The organism is Pseudooceanicola pacificus, from assembly GCF_009789075.1.
In the GTDB taxonomy this organism is placed as follows: Bacteria; Pseudomonadota; Alphaproteobacteria; order Rhodobacterales; family Rhodobacteraceae; genus Pseudooceanicola; species Pseudooceanicola pacificus.
The window spans coordinates 331,609-347,008 of the sequence record NZ_WNXQ01000004.1 but is presented as its reverse complement, the minus strand read 5'-3'; the positions used below and the strand labels follow the sequence as shown (position 1 = coordinate 347,008).

At 63.4% G+C, this 15,400-nt stretch carries 15 protein-coding genes; 6 read left to right on the top strand and 9 right to left on the bottom strand.

Annotation, left to right across the window (positions count from 1 at the left end; genetic code table 11):
* Window positions 1–140: 140 nt before the first annotated feature.
* Window positions 141–1,814, top strand: coding sequence for a tannase/feruloyl esterase family alpha/beta hydrolase (locus tag GLS40_RS09750; RefSeq protein ID WP_160382567.1), 1,674 nt, complete (start codon window positions 141–143; stop codon window positions 1,812–1,814).
* Between the two features lie 86 nt (window positions 1,815–1,900).
* On the opposite strand, the gene GLS40_RS09745 is transcribed toward GLS40_RS09750, so the two are convergent.
* The 9 genes from GLS40_RS09745 to GLS40_RS09705 all read right to left on the bottom strand — a co-directional run bounded on the left by GLS40_RS09745 (window position 1,901) and on the right by GLS40_RS09705 (window position 9,474).
* Window positions 1,901–2,128: a hypothetical protein gene (locus GLS40_RS09745; protein WP_160382566.1), complete on the bottom strand. Its 228-nt coding sequence runs from the start codon at window positions 2,126–2,128 to the stop codon at window positions 1,901–1,903.
* A 13-nt stretch (window positions 2,129–2,141) separates the two neighbouring features.
* The gene (locus GLS40_RS09740; RefSeq protein WP_160382565.1) at window positions 2,142–2,879 is read right to left on the bottom strand and encodes an SDR family NAD(P)-dependent oxidoreductase; all 738 of its coding nucleotides are present in this window, start codon (window positions 2,877–2,879) and stop codon (window positions 2,142–2,144) included.
* Window positions 2,880–2,958: 79 nt separating this feature from the next.
* A complete protein-coding gene (locus tag GLS40_RS09735) occupies window positions 2,959–3,891 on the bottom strand; it encodes a BKACE family enzyme (protein ID WP_160382564.1) in 933 nt (310 codons plus the stop codon).
* Window positions 3,892–3,910: 19 nt separating this feature from the next.
* Entirely contained in the window at window positions 3,911–5,191 is a 1,281-nt protein-coding gene (locus tag GLS40_RS09730) for a TRAP transporter large permease (RefSeq protein WP_160382563.1), read from the bottom strand.
* A gap of 1 nt (window position 5,192) precedes the next feature.
* Window positions 5,193–5,780, bottom strand: a complete 588-nt coding sequence (locus GLS40_RS09725) for a TRAP transporter small permease (RefSeq protein ID WP_160382562.1) — start codon at window positions 5,778–5,780, stop codon at window positions 5,193–5,195.
* 24 nt (window positions 5,781–5,804) lie between these two features.
* On the bottom strand, window positions 5,805–6,815 hold the full coding sequence (locus GLS40_RS09720; RefSeq protein ID WP_160382561.1) for a TRAP transporter substrate-binding protein: 1,011 nt from the start codon (window positions 6,813–6,815) through the stop codon (window positions 5,805–5,807).
* A gap of 47 nt (window positions 6,816–6,862) precedes the next feature.
* Window positions 6,863–7,777 (bottom strand): DUF6282 family protein, encoded by a 915-nt coding sequence (locus GLS40_RS09715; protein WP_160382560.1) that lies wholly within the window; start codon window positions 7,775–7,777, stop codon window positions 6,863–6,865.
* Between the two features lie 10 nt (window positions 7,778–7,787).
* Window positions 7,788–8,693: a cupin domain-containing protein gene (locus tag GLS40_RS09710; RefSeq protein WP_160382559.1), complete on the bottom strand. Its 906-nt coding sequence runs from the start codon at window positions 8,691–8,693 to the stop codon at window positions 7,788–7,790.
* A gap of 16 nt (window positions 8,694–8,709) precedes the next feature.
* On the bottom strand, window positions 8,710–9,474 hold the full coding sequence (locus GLS40_RS09705) for an HpcH/HpaI aldolase family protein (protein ID WP_408003728.1): 765 nt from the start codon (window positions 9,472–9,474) through the stop codon (window positions 8,710–8,712).
* A gap of 141 nt (window positions 9,475–9,615) precedes the next feature.
* Here GLS40_RS09705 and GLS40_RS09700 point away from each other — a divergent pair, with 141 nt between their 5' ends.
* From GLS40_RS09700 to GLS40_RS09680, 5 genes are all read left to right on the top strand, one after another.
* Window positions 9,616–10,398, top strand: a complete 783-nt coding sequence (locus tag GLS40_RS09700; RefSeq protein WP_160382558.1) for an IclR family transcriptional regulator — start codon at window positions 9,616–9,618, stop codon at window positions 10,396–10,398.
* A 93-nt stretch (window positions 10,399–10,491) separates the two neighbouring features.
* Entirely contained in the window at window positions 10,492–11,418 is a 927-nt protein-coding gene (locus GLS40_RS09695) for a LysR substrate-binding domain-containing protein (RefSeq protein WP_160382557.1), read from the top strand.
* Window positions 11,419–11,665: 247 nt separating this feature from the next.
* Window positions 11,666–12,754, top strand: coding sequence for an ABC transporter ATP-binding protein (locus tag GLS40_RS09690; RefSeq protein WP_160382556.1), 1,089 nt, complete (start codon window positions 11,666–11,668; stop codon window positions 12,752–12,754).
* Window positions 12,751–14,391, top strand: coding sequence for an ABC transporter permease (locus tag GLS40_RS09685; protein WP_202076037.1), 1,641 nt, complete (start codon window positions 12,751–12,753; stop codon window positions 14,389–14,391). The genes GLS40_RS09690 and GLS40_RS09685 overlap by 4 nt, the downstream gene beginning before the upstream one ends.
* Before the next feature lie 17 nt (window positions 14,392–14,408).
* Window positions 14,409–15,392 (top strand): extracellular solute-binding protein, encoded by a 984-nt coding sequence (locus GLS40_RS09680; RefSeq protein WP_160382554.1) that lies wholly within the window; start codon window positions 14,409–14,411, stop codon window positions 15,390–15,392.
* Window positions 15,393–15,400: the final 8 nt, after the last annotated feature.

Here is a 15,400-nt window from a genome sequence, read left to right as displayed (position 1 = left end):
AACGGCCTCCCCGCGAATCTCTGGATCGAACGGACTTGCCCCACAGCAATTGCCCGCCGCGATGTGACCTTCGCACATTGAGCTTTCCGCAAAGCCGACGACAGTCGGGGGCAGGACGTAAGACTGAATGGGAGGAAACCATGTCATATCTCAAACTGGCCGCCTGGTCGGCCACGGCACTGTTGCTTGGCACCGGCCCGACGCTCGCTCAGGCGACCCCGCCGCATTGCAAGGATCTGACCGGAACCATGATCCCCGCCGAAGAGATCGGCATGAAGACGACCGGGGCCAAGGTCACCGCCGTGGAAGAGGTCGCGGCGTCAGGCGAAGCGGCGGCGCAGGTGCCGGCGCACTGCCTTGTTTCGGGCGCGATCCATCCGGTCGATCCCGAGGCCCCGGATATCCTGTTCAATGTCGCACTGCCGGTCGACTGGAACGGCAAGGTCTTGATGATGGGTGGCGGGGGGTTCAACGGCTCTGTTCCCAATGTCCTTGGCAACGTGCCGGCGGGACCGAGCGATCAGCCCAGGCCGATCGGCCGCGGCTATGCCGTTTTTGCCAGCGACTCGGGCCATCAGGCGAACGAGTTCAAGTCGCAGGACGGCGCCTTTGCCCTGAACCAGGAAGCAGAGCGCAATTTCGGGGGCGATGCGCTGAAGAAAACCCGCGATGCGGCCGTGTACCTGATCAAGGCTCACTACGGACGCGAGATCGACCAGCACTATTTCGCAGGCGGTTCGACCGGAGGACGCGAGGCCCTGGCCGCGATCACCCGCTGGCCGGACGACTGGGACGGTGCGATTGCATGGTACCCGGCCTGGAACGACGTCGCCGCCCTGCTTGGCGGTCAGGCGGCCTCGCGCGCGCTGGCACAGCCCGGGGCCTATCCGGACACCCCTGCACGCCAACTGATCTTCGATGCTGCAATGGCGGCCTGCGATGACCTGGACGGGGCGCGGGACGGACTTGTGAGCAACCAGACGCTCTGCAACGCCACCTTCGATCCCCGCACGGCGCAGATGAATGGCAAACCGGTCATGTGCCAGCCCGGCCAGACCGCCGAAGACGGCTGTCTGACAGAGGCCCAGATCACGGCACTCGAAGCATTGAACGAAGGGGTGACGTTCAACTTTCCCTTGGCCAGCGGCGAAAAGCAGTATCCCGGATACAATGTCTGGGGGTCGGATCTGGGCCTGACCAACCGCACCGCGTCTATCCAGCCCATCGTGACCTTCCTCGCCCTCGGCACGACGCAGCCTGCGACCCCCATGGAACGCTCCACACCTTATGTGAGCTTCCTGCTCGACCAGTGGATCAAGTATTCGGTCACTCGCGACCCCGACTTCGATAGCTTGACGCTCGACCCCGCCAATCCCGGGGCGTGGGGAACCCGTATCAGCGAACTCAGCACTCTGTTGGATACACGGGTCGATCTGGACGGGTTTCACGAAAACGGTGGCAAACTCCTGCTGGCTCACGGGCTGTCGGACGTTCTGGTCAGCACGCGCGCAACCCAGCAGTACTACCTTCGCCTTCAGGCCCGGATGGGTCCCGAAGTGGTTGACGAGTTCGTGCGCTATTACGAAGTGCCGGGATACGGTCATGCCGTCAGCAGCGATTTCAATGCGGCCTGGGACAGCCTGACCGCACTGGAACAGTGGCGCGAAAAGGATATCGCCCCGCAGGGCGAGATCGTGACCGATACCGTGGGGGTGCCGGGTCGCACGCGACCGCTGTGCGATTACCCGGCATGGCCAAAGTACAGGGGCGAGGGAGAGATGACGGACGCCGCCGCCTTCGTCTGTTCACGCTGATGCGCCCGGCCGGTGCGGGGGCCAGTCCGCACCGCCGGCCCGACACCTGCCCGGCCGGCGCAGCCAACGGCACCCGGTCGACATGATCACCGCGGGCAGTGCGCTTGACGGACCCGCTTCGCACTGGCGCAGGTCACGAGAACGACGCGGGCCAAAGGCAACCGGGCGGCGCGCATCGCGGGCACCGCGTCGTCACTGGCGTCGACAGGTGCAATGGCGGCCTCGGAAACCTTGGCGCTTGGCCAGTCGGGCGCGCGCCGCCACTCACGCGCCATCAGCTCCTCAATCGCGATGCGTTCGTCCGTCTTGCGCAAGGAACGATTGGCCTTATGTCAGGCCACCGTCCGCCCGCAAGGTCCGGCCGGTAATCCATTGAGCGTCCTGAGAGACAAGCATGGCGATGGCGCGCGCGATATCCTCGGGTTGGCCGATGCGTCCGAACGGGGTCTGCTGCGCAACCGAAGCCCCCCGCGCCGCGACGGCCTCGCGGGTCATGTCGGTTTCGACAAGTCCGGGCGCGACCGAATTGACGCGGATGCCGCGCGGGCCGAGTTCCTTGGCGCAGCTTTCGGTCAAGGCGATCACCGCCGCCTTGGACGCCGAGTATAGCGCCGAACCGGCCTGCGGGTTCTGTGCGAGCCGTGAAGAGACCGTCACAATGCGCGCGCCGTCGCTCATGCCGGGAACTGCGGCCTGGATCGACAGAAGCGTCCCGAGCAGGTTGACCTCGATGACGTCGGAAACCTCCTCCTCGGTGATCTGCTCGACCCCGCCCCAGTGGTTTACGCCCGCCGCTGTCACAAGGATGTCGAGCCTGCCAAAATTGTCCAGGGCCGCCCTGACTGCGGCTTCGGCGGTTTCCCTCTGTCTCAGGTCACCTCCGGAGATCACCGCACGTCCCCCGGCTGCGATGATCGACTCCGCCACAGTCCGGGCCTCTGCCTGTGCGTTCCCGTAGCCGACCACAATGGCCGCGCCGCGGCTGGCCAGCAGCCTTGCGGTTTGCGCGCCGATACCGCGTGACGCGCCCGTAACCCAGGCGACCTGTCCGTTGAGCGTTTGCAATCCGGTTCCCCTTTTTCCGTTGACGGTCCGATGCGTTGGCCGGTGCGGCCGCCTGCGCGATCCGGGCGCGTCCGGGCGCTCAGAAAGCCACCCTGTCGGCGCCCTTGAGGTTCAGCATGTCCCGCGCTTCGTCGGGTGTTGCGACCTCCATTCCGAGCGACTCCACCATCTGCCGCGCCAGCGTCACCTGTTCGGCATTGGATTTCGCCAGCCGCCCCGGCCCGGCCCAAAGCGAGTCCTCCAGACCGACGCGAAGGTGTCCGCCGATCAGAACCGACTGCAAGGCAACGGGCATCTGGTTGCGACCTGCGCCAAGCACGGACCATTGATAATCCTCGCCAAACAGGCGGTCCGCCGTGCGCTTCATATGCGTGACGTCTTCGGGATGCGCGCCGATCCCGCCGAGGATTCCAAAGACGCTCTGGATGAAGATGGGCGGCTTGATCAATCCACGTTCGACAAAATGTGCGCAGGTGTAGAGATGACCGATGTCGTAACATTCCACTTCGAACCGCGTATCGTTCTCGGCACAGGTGGTCAGAATGTTTTCGATATCGCCCAGCGTGTTGCGGAAGATGCGGTCGCGCGATCCTTCGAGGTAGGCGCGCTCCCATGCGTGTTCCAGATCCGGGAACCTGTCCAGCATCGGGTAAAGCCCGAAATTCATCGACCCCATGTTCAGCGAGGCCACTTCGGGCTTGAACTGGGCGACCGGGCGCAGGCGCTCTTCTATCGTCATGGTCGACGCACCACCGGTGGTGATGTTCACCACGCAATCGGTGCGCTGCTTGATGATCGGCAGGAACTCGGCAAAGCGTTCGGGCGATTGGTCCGGCGCGCCGTCCTGCGGGTCCCTTGCATGCAGGTGAACGATCGAGGCCCCGGCCTCGGCCGCGCCAATGGCGGCATCGGCGATGTCCTGAGGTGTCACCGGCAGGTAGGGCGACATCGACGGGGTGTGGATGGACCCCGTGACGGCACAGGTCACGATAACTTTGCGGGTCTTGGGCATCGGCGCTTTCCTTCTTGATCTATCGGACGGGAATGAAGGCGTTCGGCAGCGCCAAGGTCAGGGCAGGTACGAAGGCAACAAGCATAAGTACCACCAGGCATATCGCGATCAGCGGAAGCGCCTCGCGGATAATGCGCGGCAGGGGTTCGCCTGATGCCGCAGCCACGATGAAAAGCTGAATGCCGACCGGTGGCGTTGCCATGCCGATCACGACGTTCAGCACCACCATGGCACCGAAGTGGGCCGGTTCCATCCCGATCAGCCCGCCGAGCTTCAGCAGGATGGGCATCGTCAGGATCAGGATGGAAATCGGTTCAAGGAACATTCCGAGGATCAGCAGGAACACGTTGAGCAGCAGCAGGATCGCGATCTTGTTTTCGGTGATCGTCAGGATGGATTCCGTAATCCGCGCCGGCACCTGCTCCAGGGTAAAGACGAAGGCCACGATGGAGGCCATCGAGGTGATGAACAGGATCGAGGACGAGACCACCGCCGTCGAGATCAGGGCCGTCCAGATCCGCGCCGGGGTCAGGTCCCGGTAGATCGTGCCCACGATCAGCGCATAGGCGACGGCAACGGCGGCGGCTTCGGTCGGGGTGAAGATGCCGCCCTTGATGCCCACGATGATGATGACCGGAAGGAACAGCGCGGGCAGCGCGTCGAGGATGGCCCGGCCGCGCGCTGCCATCGGAACACGCTCGGACACCGGAAAGTTGTCGCGCCGCGCCCTCCATGTTGCATAGGACAGGAACCCGCAGATCAGCATGACACCGGGAACGACCCCTGCCATGAACAGCTGCCCGATCGAGGTCCCCGAGAGAACGCCGTAGATGATCATGGTGATCGACGGCGGGATGATCGGGCCGACAATCGAACTGACGCCGACGAGCGCCGCCGCATAGGCCGCCGGTATGCCCTGTTTCTTCATCGTGGGGATCAGGATCGACCCGAGCGCCGCGGCTTCGGCGTTCGCACTTCCCGATATGCCCGCAAAGAACCCCGCCGAAAGGACGGTGACATTCGACATGCCGCCGCGCCGGTGCCCGACGCAGACCTTTGCAAATGTCACGATACGGTCGGTGATGCCGCCGACATTCATCAGCGTGCCGGCCAGCAGGAACAGCGGGATCGTCAGGAGTACGAACTGATCCACCCCGGCCATCATCCGCTGCGGCAGCTGAAGCATCATGCCGCCGTTTCCCGACAGCCAGAGAAAGGTCATTCCGCCGATGCCAAGGGCAAGCGCGATCGGCACGCCGGTCACCAGCAACAGGGCGAAGGCTCCGAAGAAACCGCCCATCTTACAGCTGTCCTTCGATGTCGGTCACCGGGGGCATTCTGTCATCCAGCGCCCGATGCCGAAGCACGGAAACGACCAGGTCGGCCGTCACATGCAGCGCCAGAAGGGCAGCGCCGACCGGCACCGAGACATAGACCCATGTCACCGAAACCCCGGCATTGTTCCCGGTGAGGGAGGACCAGATGAAATCCAGCGCGGGTATCTTCTGGCGGTCGAAGCGGGATGCATAGTCAAATCCCTGATCGACGATCACCACGAGAAAGATCAGGATCGGCACCGCCGTCACGCATTTCAGGATCAGCCGCGCCCGTGGCCCGAGCATGTAGGGCAGCACGTCCAGCATCACGAACTCTCCACGTTGGTAGGCGACGCCGAGCAGAAGAAACGTCTGCCACAGCAACAGATAACGACAGAGCTCTTCCGCCCAGATCAACGAACCCGAGAACAGGTATCGTGCGACCACCTGCGCGATCATCACCGCAAGGATGATCGCCATGCTGACCCCGGCGAGGCCCTCGATGGTTCGGGTGTAGACCCCGAACCACCGGAACCACCGCGGGACAGCCGGAGGATCCTTGGCGCTGCTCACGTTCATCGCTCCGGTCTGCCGGGTTCAGGCGGAGTTTTGCGCGGCGGTCACGAAATCGGCGATCAGCGGCGATTTCGCGCTCCATTGCTCCACGATTGGCGAAACCTGGGCCTTCATGTCCTCCAGCCCCTCCAGTTCGAGGATCTCGACGCCCTTCGCCTTCAGCTCTTCGCGCCCGTCCAGATCCTGCCTGGCCGTATAGTCCAGCGTCGGCTGCACGGAGTCTCTGCCGGCGGTGCGGATCGCCTCCTGCAGTTCCGGCGACAGCCCTTCGAAGAAGGCGCCGTTCACGCAGGTGACGTTGTGCCAGGGATAATGGCCGGTCAGGGTGAAGTGCTTGGCGACCTCCCAGAGGTTCTCGCCCAGCATCGAGGACACGTTGATCTCGCAGGCGTCGATGGTGCCGGTTTCCAGCGCCCCGTAGACTTCGCCATAAGGCAGGCCGACGGGGCTGACGCCAACGGTTTCCCAGATGATCTTGTGCAGCTCCAGGGGCACGATCCGGGTTTTCAGCCCGGCAAAATCCGCGGTCGAGCGCACCGGTTTGGACACGCTGGCAAAATGGCGCTGGCCGATATCCGTGGTTTGCAGGCCCAGGATGCCGCCGTCCATCAGGCTTTCGTTGATCGCATCCCCTTCGGCGCTCAGCGCCAGTTTCGCAAAATGGTCGTAGTCCTTGATGAGGAACGGCAGCTGGTAGGCATCCAGCGAGACCTGTCCGGTGACGATAGAAATCGTCGAGCCGCTCCCGCCGCAGAATTCCAGCGTCCCGGCAACGCAGCTTTCCACGTTCTGCCGGTCATCGCCCAATTGGCGGTTGGGAAAAATCTGCAGGTCGAAAGCGCCCGGCACAAGGGTTTCCAATGACGTCTTGAATTCGAGCGCGGCTATATGGCCCGGGTGGATCTCGTTCGCAGCATGCCCAAGCCGCACCTTCATGGCCTGCGCGCGTGTCAGATTCGGTGTGGCCAGTGTCACGGCCGCTGCGGCCGCGCCGGTCCTGATCAGCTCACGTCTCGTAAATCCGTTGGTCATGTCTTCCTCCCTGTTTATTGGTACGGTCTTTTCTCCGTTGCCCGGCATCACGCCAGGTTGAGCAATCCGGCTGCGTTGTGTCCAACCAGCTTGCGAATGTCCGAATGGCTGACCTGAAGGTCCAGCAGCATCCGGACGATGGTGCGGAATCCTTCGATCGGGCGCGGCGCGCCCTGCAGGCCAAGATCCGAAGACAGGACGGTTCTGTCGACGCCTGCCACCTCGATGTAGTGGGCCAGCTCATCGGGACCGAAAATCTTGCCCTTTCCCTCGCTCCACATGGCGATCGAGTGTTCCATATAGGCGCCGAGTTCGACCATGGCGCGCATGTCATCGTCACTTGCGCCGACGATGTAGGTGGGGTGATTGACCAGCATCTTCCTGACGCCGCGTTTGCGGGCCTCTTCGAAGATCATGACAAGTTCGCTCGCCGGAAGGTGCCCGCCCGAAAGGATGATGTCGCCCTCTGCAATCAGGTCCAGCACCTGCTTTACCGCGTCTGTAAGCTGGCCCGATCCATCCACCGCGGACAGGCCCTCGGGCGGCAACATGCGCTTGGCGGTCTTGGGGAAGGTCTTGCCCTGCCCTTCCGCCTGGTCCAGGTGGTTCTGCGCGGACAGCGTGGGAAGCCAGATGATCTTTGCCCCGATGTTGATCGCGTGACTGACCGCATGCGGGTTTATGCCGCCGTTGGCATTGTTCAGGGCCAGCCCGGAATAGAGCTTCACGTCCGAGGGCACCAGTTTCTCCAGCATGGCGCAATGCGACACCCCGAGATAGAAATGGTCCTTGAAAAGCAGCGCGCGAAATCCGGCCTCGTCGGCGTCCAGCAGCGCTTCGTGATGATCCAGAATGCGCGGCATCGCCGCCGGGCCCGAATGACAATGCAGATCTACCGCGCCCTTCAGAAGGGCGCTGACCTCGGCTTCGCGGTCCTGCTCTTTGTGCACTGTGTCTTGCATGGTTTCCCCCTTATGCGCTCTGGGGCACGGGATATTCGTCGGCGTTCAGCACCCATCCGGCCTTGGCCGAAAAGTCGGCGCGCGGCGGGCAGAAGATATCGACAAGCTGGTTGCGCCCCGGCTCCATCGCGCGGGTCGTGTGGATCACCGGCGGCGGGATGACATAGGCCGAGGGCGAGTGCACATGGTCCGCCCGATCCTCGCGCCAGTCGTCCATGTCGATGGTCCAGGGCCACCGCAGGTGGTGGATGAACGACCCCGCCACGGCAAGCGAACATTGCTCGAAGTCGTCATGGTGGTGCGGCGACAGGGCGTGCGGGTCGCGCGGGCCGTCGTTCGGGTCCAGGTAATTCACCATGAAGGTCGTGCACCGGAAAATGCGGCCGAAGCGGCCGGACTCCTGCGGGACTTCCAACGAATGGTGTCGGACTTTCCAACCCGCCGGCGGTTCGGGCCAGGGCGCAAATTCCGGGATATGCGGTCGGCTTCGGGAATAGGCCCCGCTGTTGGTGCAGAGCGGGATCAGGTCTGCGGATTTGATCGTGAACAGACGGCACATCGGGCCGCCGTCGACAAGTTCGACCGTGCTGTCGCCGGCGGGAACGAAGGCGATCGAAAACCCGGGCACATCGACGGTTTCACCGTTCCAGGCGATCCTGGCTCCGGCCTCGGGCAACAGCACGACATACTCGTCAGGCTGGTCCTTTCGCGCGAAGACGCCGCCTTTCGCCCCGTCGGTCCAGCTCAGCACAAAGTTCTTGCCGCGCGTAAACCATGTCTGGCCGCCCGGTCCGCTTTCGGCAGGCTCTGCCTTGTAGAACAACCCCATCTGGGGCTCTGCGATCAGCCCTGTCGGGGCCGGTCCGCCAGCAGACTGCTGCGTCAGCGCCGCGCGCGGGTCATTCTTGTCGTACATTTCTCTCTCCCTGAATTCAGTCCAGAGCGGCGGAAAAGCGGTCCATCGCGGCTTTCGCGCCTTCTCTCAAAAGGCCCTGGTCGGATGCGAGGATGAACCCGGTCGCGCCCTGCCCCGACAGCGCCTTTGCGTCCTGTGGTGTGCCGGACAACACAAAAACCTTCCGCCCGACGCGCCCTGCGGCCCCGGTGATCGCCTCGACGGCGGCGACAACGTCGGGGGCCGAAGCACTGTCCGCCTCGAAGGCAACGGTCAGGTCGCCGCGTCCGATGAAGAAGGCGTCGATCCCGTCCACCGCCGCGATTTCGTTAATGCAGGCGATGGCGGGGACATCTTCCATCATGGCAATGACCGCGATGCCGTGATCCTGCGCCGCGATGTGGTCCGCCATGCCGATTTTCCCGAACTGCCCTGCCCGCGTCGTGTTGGAAAATCCGCGCGACCCGCCACGGTAGCGGGCCGCGGCCACAACGGCACCCGCCCGCGTCGCGCTATCGACATGGGGCACAAGCACGCCATCGGCGCCGCAATCAAGCACCCGCAGGATCTGCCCCGTATCGGCAACGCGGACGACTCCGGCAATGCCGGCATGGTGGCAGGCCATCAGGATCTTCTCTGTCGTCTCCGGATTGAAGGGCGCGTGCTCCTCGTCGATCACGACGAAATCGTACCCCTCCTGCGCCAGAATCTCGGCGGCATGAGAGGTGGGCGTCTTGATGAATGTGCCGATCAACCGGTCACCCGCCAGCACGCGCTGGCGAAAATTTCTCTCTCCCCTCACCGGCATCACCTCCCCCGAATTATTTGCTTGTGTTTCGTTAGATGAAACACGATTATGATCACCGTAACACGGTATCGCCATTGACCGCTCACTTGTCAAGCGGCTGTACTGAGGATGATCCAGACGACCGGAGTGATACCCATGCCCAAGATCAGCGGTGACGGCGGACAAGGTAACCAGGGCGCCGTGCTGACATTGCGGACGCTCGAAGCCCTGGCGCATGCGAAAGGGGAGATGGGAGTCACCGAGCTGGCCGGGAAACTGGGCACCACAAAGACGCGCGTGCACAGGCAACTGCGCACTCTGCTGGAACAGGGATATGTCGAGCAATCCGAAGAAACGGGCCGTTACCGCGTGGGCAGCCGCCTCATTTCGCTGGGGCGTCGCGTCAGCGAAGCTTCGAACCTTACGGCACTGGCGCAGCCGCATCTGAGCAAGCTCCGCGAAACGCTCGGGCAATCCAGTGTTCTATCCCAGTTCGAGCACAGCGGCGCGCGCATTGTGATGGCCATTTCCGGACGCTCCCCGATCGAGATCGGGGTAAAGCCCGGCTCGCTTCTGCCGTTTCACAACTCCGCTCAGGGGCGGGTGATGCTGGCACATGCGGATCCGGAGTTTCGCCAGACCGTGCTGGAGCGCCCCATGACTGCCACCACGACCGAAACAATTGTCACGCTCGGGCCGCTCCTGCAGGAACTTGATAAGGTGCGCAGTCAGGGATGGGCGACAGCGCCCAACCAATCCGCCATCGGGCTGAACGCTCTGGCGGCGCCCTTCTTCGACGCCAGCGGCGCGGTCCTTGGCGCCGTGGGCATCGTCGACCTCGTGCAGTATCTGCCGCCCCAACCACACCCGGAACAGCTCGACGCGATTCTGGAGGCGGCAGAGGGCATATCGACCTCCCTCGGGTATTACAGGGAGTAACGGGCCGGGGCCTCCACGAGATTGATGGCGGACTCCAGTGGCCGGCCCTACCATGCCGCACATACGGACATGTTAGCAAAAGAGACAGGCACCATGCGCAGATTGCCCCCGCTCAAAGCTCTCCACGCCTTCGAGGCGGCCGCGCGCCACGAAAGCGTAACCAGGGCCGCCGCCGAACTGAACGTGAGCCATAGCGCGATAAGCCAGCAGATCAAAATACTGGAGCAGCATTTCGACCAGAAGCTGTTTCGCAAGAAGGGGAACGGGGTCGAGCTGACTCCAAAGGCGCGTACCTTCCTGCAGGATCTGACCGAGAGCCTCGATCAGATCGCCGTTGCGTCAGAAAATCTTTCCGTCTCGCCCATTGTGAACCGTATCAGCGTCAATGCGACCCCGACATTTTCCGTCCAGTGGCTGGTGCCGCGCGTTGCGGAATTCCAGCGCCAGTTTCCCAAGATGGAGGTTCGGACAGAGACATCGACCACAGATGTTCTCAGCAAGGAATATGACAGCAGCGATATCATCATCCGCCGGTTTCCGATGAAGAGGACGGGAATGGAATGCACCCGGATTCTCGACGACGTCACAATTGCCGTCGCCGCGCCGGCCCTGGTCGAGAGCGAACCGCCAGAACACCCCTCGGACCTGTTCCGCTACAAGCTGCTTCATATCAAGAGCAGGATCTCGGCCTGGCCCAACTGGTTCCGAAAGTCCGGCATCGAGACCAGCCAGACGCTTTCCGGCCAGATCTTCGATCACATCTTCCTTGGCCTCGCCTCGGCACGCAGCGGTGCCGGGATCTGCCTGTGCCCACGGGTCTTTGTCGAGGATGAACTGGCTGCGGGCCGGCTGGTGGCGCTTTTCCCCGAGCATTTCGTAGTCGGCTCCGGCTTTTATGCCCTGCACGACACCAAGAACCGGAACTTGCGGAACATCGAACGTTTCATCGGCTGGCTCAGGCAGGACGCAACAGGCAGCGAGACACCGCCGCAGGATGTCGAGTGGGAACTGTATTCCTGAACATGCCCCGCCCCGCGGCGTCGGCTGAAAGCCGCGTTGCCGCATCGCAGCCCACGGAATGTAACAAAAACTTATTATCTGCACAAATATTGTGCTTATTTTATGCGACAAGACTGTGTCTTCGTAAGAAAAACGAACGAAAGAGTTAGTCGAACGCGCTAGAAACGCCGGTTACCGCCGCCTTAAGCTCACCGCAAGAGACGGACCCGTCAGGCTTCGTCCGTCGAGCCAGGAGCGGGGTGATCTGGTGACAGAACTGTCCTTGATTGATGTCAACAAGTCCTATGGTGACGTCCGTGTCCTGGAGGGCGTGCACCGGAAGATCGCCGACGGCACCTTCTTCACGCTTCTCGGCCCGAGCGGGTGCGGCAAGACCACGCTCTTGCGGATCGTCGCCGGGTTCGTCTCTCCGACATCCGGCCAGGTGCGGTTCGGCTCCGATGACATGACACAGGTGTCGCCGCACAGACGCGGTGTCGGCATGGTTTTCCAGGACTACGCGCTGTTCCCGGACAAGACCGTGTCGGAAAACGTGGCCTATGGCCTGCGGGCACGGCGGGTCGCACCGCGCGATATCCGCACCAGGGTTTCCGAATATCTGGAACGGGTGGGACTCGCCGGGCTGGGCGACCGGCTGCCCAGCGAAATGAGCGGCGGTCAGCGCCAGCGGGTGGCGCTTGCACGCGCGCTGGTGATCGAGCCGCGGGTGCTGCTCATGGACGAGCCGCTGTCGAACCTCGACGCCTCGCTGCGCGTCCAGATGCGCGACGTGATCCGCTCGCTCCAGCTCGAAACGCGCACCACGACCATCTTCGTGACCCACGATCAGGAAGAGGCGCTGGCCATGTCCGACGAGATCGCGGTGATGAAAAACGGCCGCATCGATCAATGCGGCCCGCCCGTCGATGTCTACCGCAATCCCGAAACGGCCTATGTCGCGGATTTTGTCGGCTCGGCGAACCTATTGCCGGCCGAGCGTCTTGGCGAGGACGCAGGCGGCCTGCACAGGTTCCGGGTCCTCGGCACACAGGCGGCCGGGCGGATCATGCGCCAATCGGACGACGGGCGCTATCTGATGGTGGCACGTCCCGAGAACCTCGGGATCAGGCCTGCGGCGGCCCCCGACAGCGCCCCGGGCGATGGCCAGCTTTCCGGGCGTGTCGTCTCGATGCAGTTCCAGGGCTATCGCACGAGCTATCGCGTCGCCCTGCCGGACGGGCGGGACCTTCAGGTGGAGGCTTTCGGTGAAGCCGGCGCGGCCAAGATCGGACGCGGCGAAGAGGTGATCGTGAGCCTCGGGGACACATGTGTCTTCGTGCCGGAGGCAGACTCGTGAACCGCTTTCTGCCCTGGGGGCTTCTGACCGCCCTCGCCCTCGGGTTTCTTCTCATCTTCGTCGGCTACCCCGTGCTGGGGGTTCTGGCGCGCAGCTTCATCGGCGAAGGCGGCGGCTTTTCGCTGGACGGGTTCGTGACCTTTCTCACCAAGGGGCGCTACCTGGAGGCGCTGATGAACACCGTCATCCTCGGCATCGTCGTGACGTGCACCTGCACCGTCGTCGGGGTCTTCCTCGCCTTCGTCGTTGCCCGCTACGAAATCCCCTTCAGCAATATCATCATGCTGCTGCCCCTGTCGGTCCTGATCATCCCCGAGCTGATCTCGGCGCAGTCCTGGGTCATGGTGTTCGGCAACAACGGGATCGTCACCAATCTCTTCGACTTGATCGGCGTGAGATTTCCGCGATTTTACGGCTGGTTCGGCCTGATCTACGTGATGACGCTCACGTTCTACGTCCACGTTTTCCTGGCCGCGCTGGCGGCGCTGCGGGGGGTGGATCACAGCCTCGAAGAGGCCGGGCAGAGCCTCGGCACAGCGCCTTTGCCCACCTATCTGCGGGTGGTGTTTCCGACCATCCTGCCGGCGGTCCTGTCTTCGGGGCTGATCGTCTTCACGCTGGCGGTCGGCAACTTCGCGATCTCCATCGCGCTGGCGCAGCGGGTGACGTTGCTTTCGGTCATGACCTACCGCAGCTTCATCAGCGAACTCGGGGGCAACCCCACCATGCAGTCCACCCTCGCAACGGTCTCGATCCTGCTGGTCGCGTCGGTGCTGTTCTTCCAGAGGCGCTACCTGGCCAGGCGCAACTACCAGATGGTTGCCGGGCGCACGCCGCCCCGGGCCAGGCTGCGCGGCTGGAAATCCGTTGTCGTCTCGGGGCTGGCCGGGATCATCATCCTGCTGTCGCTGCTGCCCGCGCTGGTGGTGCTGGTCGGATCCTTCACGGTCTCGCGCGGCCCGGTGCTGTACTGGGGGCAGTTCACCCTGGAGCATTATCAGCGCATCTGGAACTTCAACCTGTCGGTGATCGGCAATTCGCTGAAATTCGCGTCGCTCGCCACGGTGCTTGGCGTCATCTTCGCGACGCTGGTGTCCTATCTGCTGATCAAGAAGCGCAACGTGATGAGCCCGGCAGTGGACTACCTGCTGCTGCTGCCGCTGACCATTTCGGGCACGGTGCTGGGGATCGCACTGGCGCAGGGATTCAACAGCGGACCGGTGGTGCTGACCGGGACGGCCATTCTCATGGTCCTCGCCATGATGGTGCGGCGCCTGCCCTTCGGTGTGCGCAATGCCTCGTCCAACCTGCACAACATCTCGAATTCGCTCGAAGAGGCCTCCGTCAGCCTCGGGGTGCCGCCGATGCGCACCCTGCGCAACGTGGTGCTGCCGCTGATGGCGCCCGGCATCGCGGCGGCGGCGATCCTGACATGGGTGACCACCGTGGCCGAGCTGAGCGCCAGCGTCGTCATCTATCAGGCCGGGCAGGAAACCCTGCCGATCCAGATCTTTCGCCTGATTTCCTCGGATCTGATGGCGCGGGCTTCGGCCTTCGGCGTCATCAACATGATCATCATCCTCGTTCCGGTCTTCATCGGGATCAAGGTGATGAAATTACGCCTCTTCTCATCTTGACCAAAGGACCGAAGACCATGACCTATTTCCGCGGTATCTCTCTGCTTGCCCTTTCCGTCGCGCTGTCCGTCCCTCTCTCCGGTGCCGCGCAGGCGGGGGACGTGAACCTCTATACCTCCAACAGCGAGGACGCGGTGGCGCAGGTGCTCGATGCGCTGGCCGAACAGGCGCCCGACATCAAGGTCAACGTGATCGGTGGCGGCTCCGGGTCGCTGCTGCGCCGGATCGACGCCGAGAAATCCGCCCCCGCCGCCGATCTGTTCTGGAGCAGCGGTTTCTCGACCCTCGCGGGATTCTCTGAGCTGTTTACCGATTACGCCACGCCCGAGGCCGACAGCCTTCTGCCCGCACTTCAGGCCAAGGACGTTCCTTGGACAGGGACCAACACCCATGTGATGGTGCTGATGGTGAATGCCGACGTTCTCGACGGCAAGGCGCCCTCGACATGGGAGGACCTCATGGACCCGGCCTGGGAAGGCAAGGTCACGATGGCCGATCCCGCCAATTCCAGCTCTGCCTATGCCCAGCTTTACGGCATCTACCGGCTCTACGGCGAAGAGGGCGTGCAAAGGCTGGCCGATGTGGTCGAGGTGCAGGGCAGCACCAGCGGCGTCTACAAGGCGGTGGCCCAGGGCGAATACCCGGTCGGCATGACCATGGAATACGCAGCGCAGCGCTATGTCGCGGGCGGACAGGACGAGATTTCGCTGACCTATCCGACCGATGGCACCTTCCTGTCGCCCGAAGGCATGGCCCTGATCAAGGACGGCCCGAACCCCGACGACGCCAAGCGGGTCTATGACATCCTGCTGTCGCACGGCCTTCAGCAACAGCTCTTCGAGCTGACCTTCCGCCGGCCCTCGCGTGGCGACCTTGACGAGTCCATCGCGGCCAGCGGCCTGCCACTGATGAAGGACATCAAGGTCATCGACGTCGATCAGACCGATGCGGGCGACGCGCGCGAGCACCTGCTTGAACTGTGGGCCGCCGCACGCGGCTGATCCCCAAA

Bases quoted from the DNA above. Each gene is read 5' to 3' on its own strand.
- GLS40_RS09710 (WP_160382559.1), bottom strand. From the start codon at position 8,693: ATGTACGACAAGAATGACCCGCGCGCGGCGCTGACGCAGCAGTCTGCT.
- GLS40_RS09735 (WP_160382564.1), bottom strand. From the start codon at position 3,891: ATGCCCAAGACCCGCAAAGTTATCGTGACCTGTGCCGTCACGGGGTCC.
- GLS40_RS09720 (WP_160382561.1), bottom strand. From the start codon at position 6,815: ATGACCAACGGATTTACGAGACGTGAGCTGATCAGGACCGGCGCGGCC.
- GLS40_RS09715 (WP_160382560.1), bottom strand. From the start codon at position 7,777: ATGCAAGACACAGTGCACAAAGAGCAGGACCGCGAAGCCGAGGTCAGC.
- GLS40_RS09680 (WP_160382554.1), top strand. From the start codon at position 14,409: ATGACCTATTTCCGCGGTATCTCTCTGCTTGCCCTTTCCGTCGCGCTG.
- GLS40_RS09730 (WP_160382563.1), bottom strand. From the start codon at position 5,191: ATGGGCGGTTTCTTCGGAGCCTTCGCCCTGTTGCTGGTGACCGGCGTG.
- GLS40_RS09695 (WP_160382557.1), top strand. From the start codon at position 10,492: ATGCGCAGATTGCCCCCGCTCAAAGCTCTCCACGCCTTCGAGGCGGCC.
- GLS40_RS09750 (WP_160382567.1), top strand. From the start codon at position 141: ATGTCATATCTCAAACTGGCCGCCTGGTCGGCCACGGCACTGTTGCTT.
- GLS40_RS09700 (WP_160382558.1), top strand. From the start codon at position 9,616: ATGCCCAAGATCAGCGGTGACGGCGGACAAGGTAACCAGGGCGCCGTG.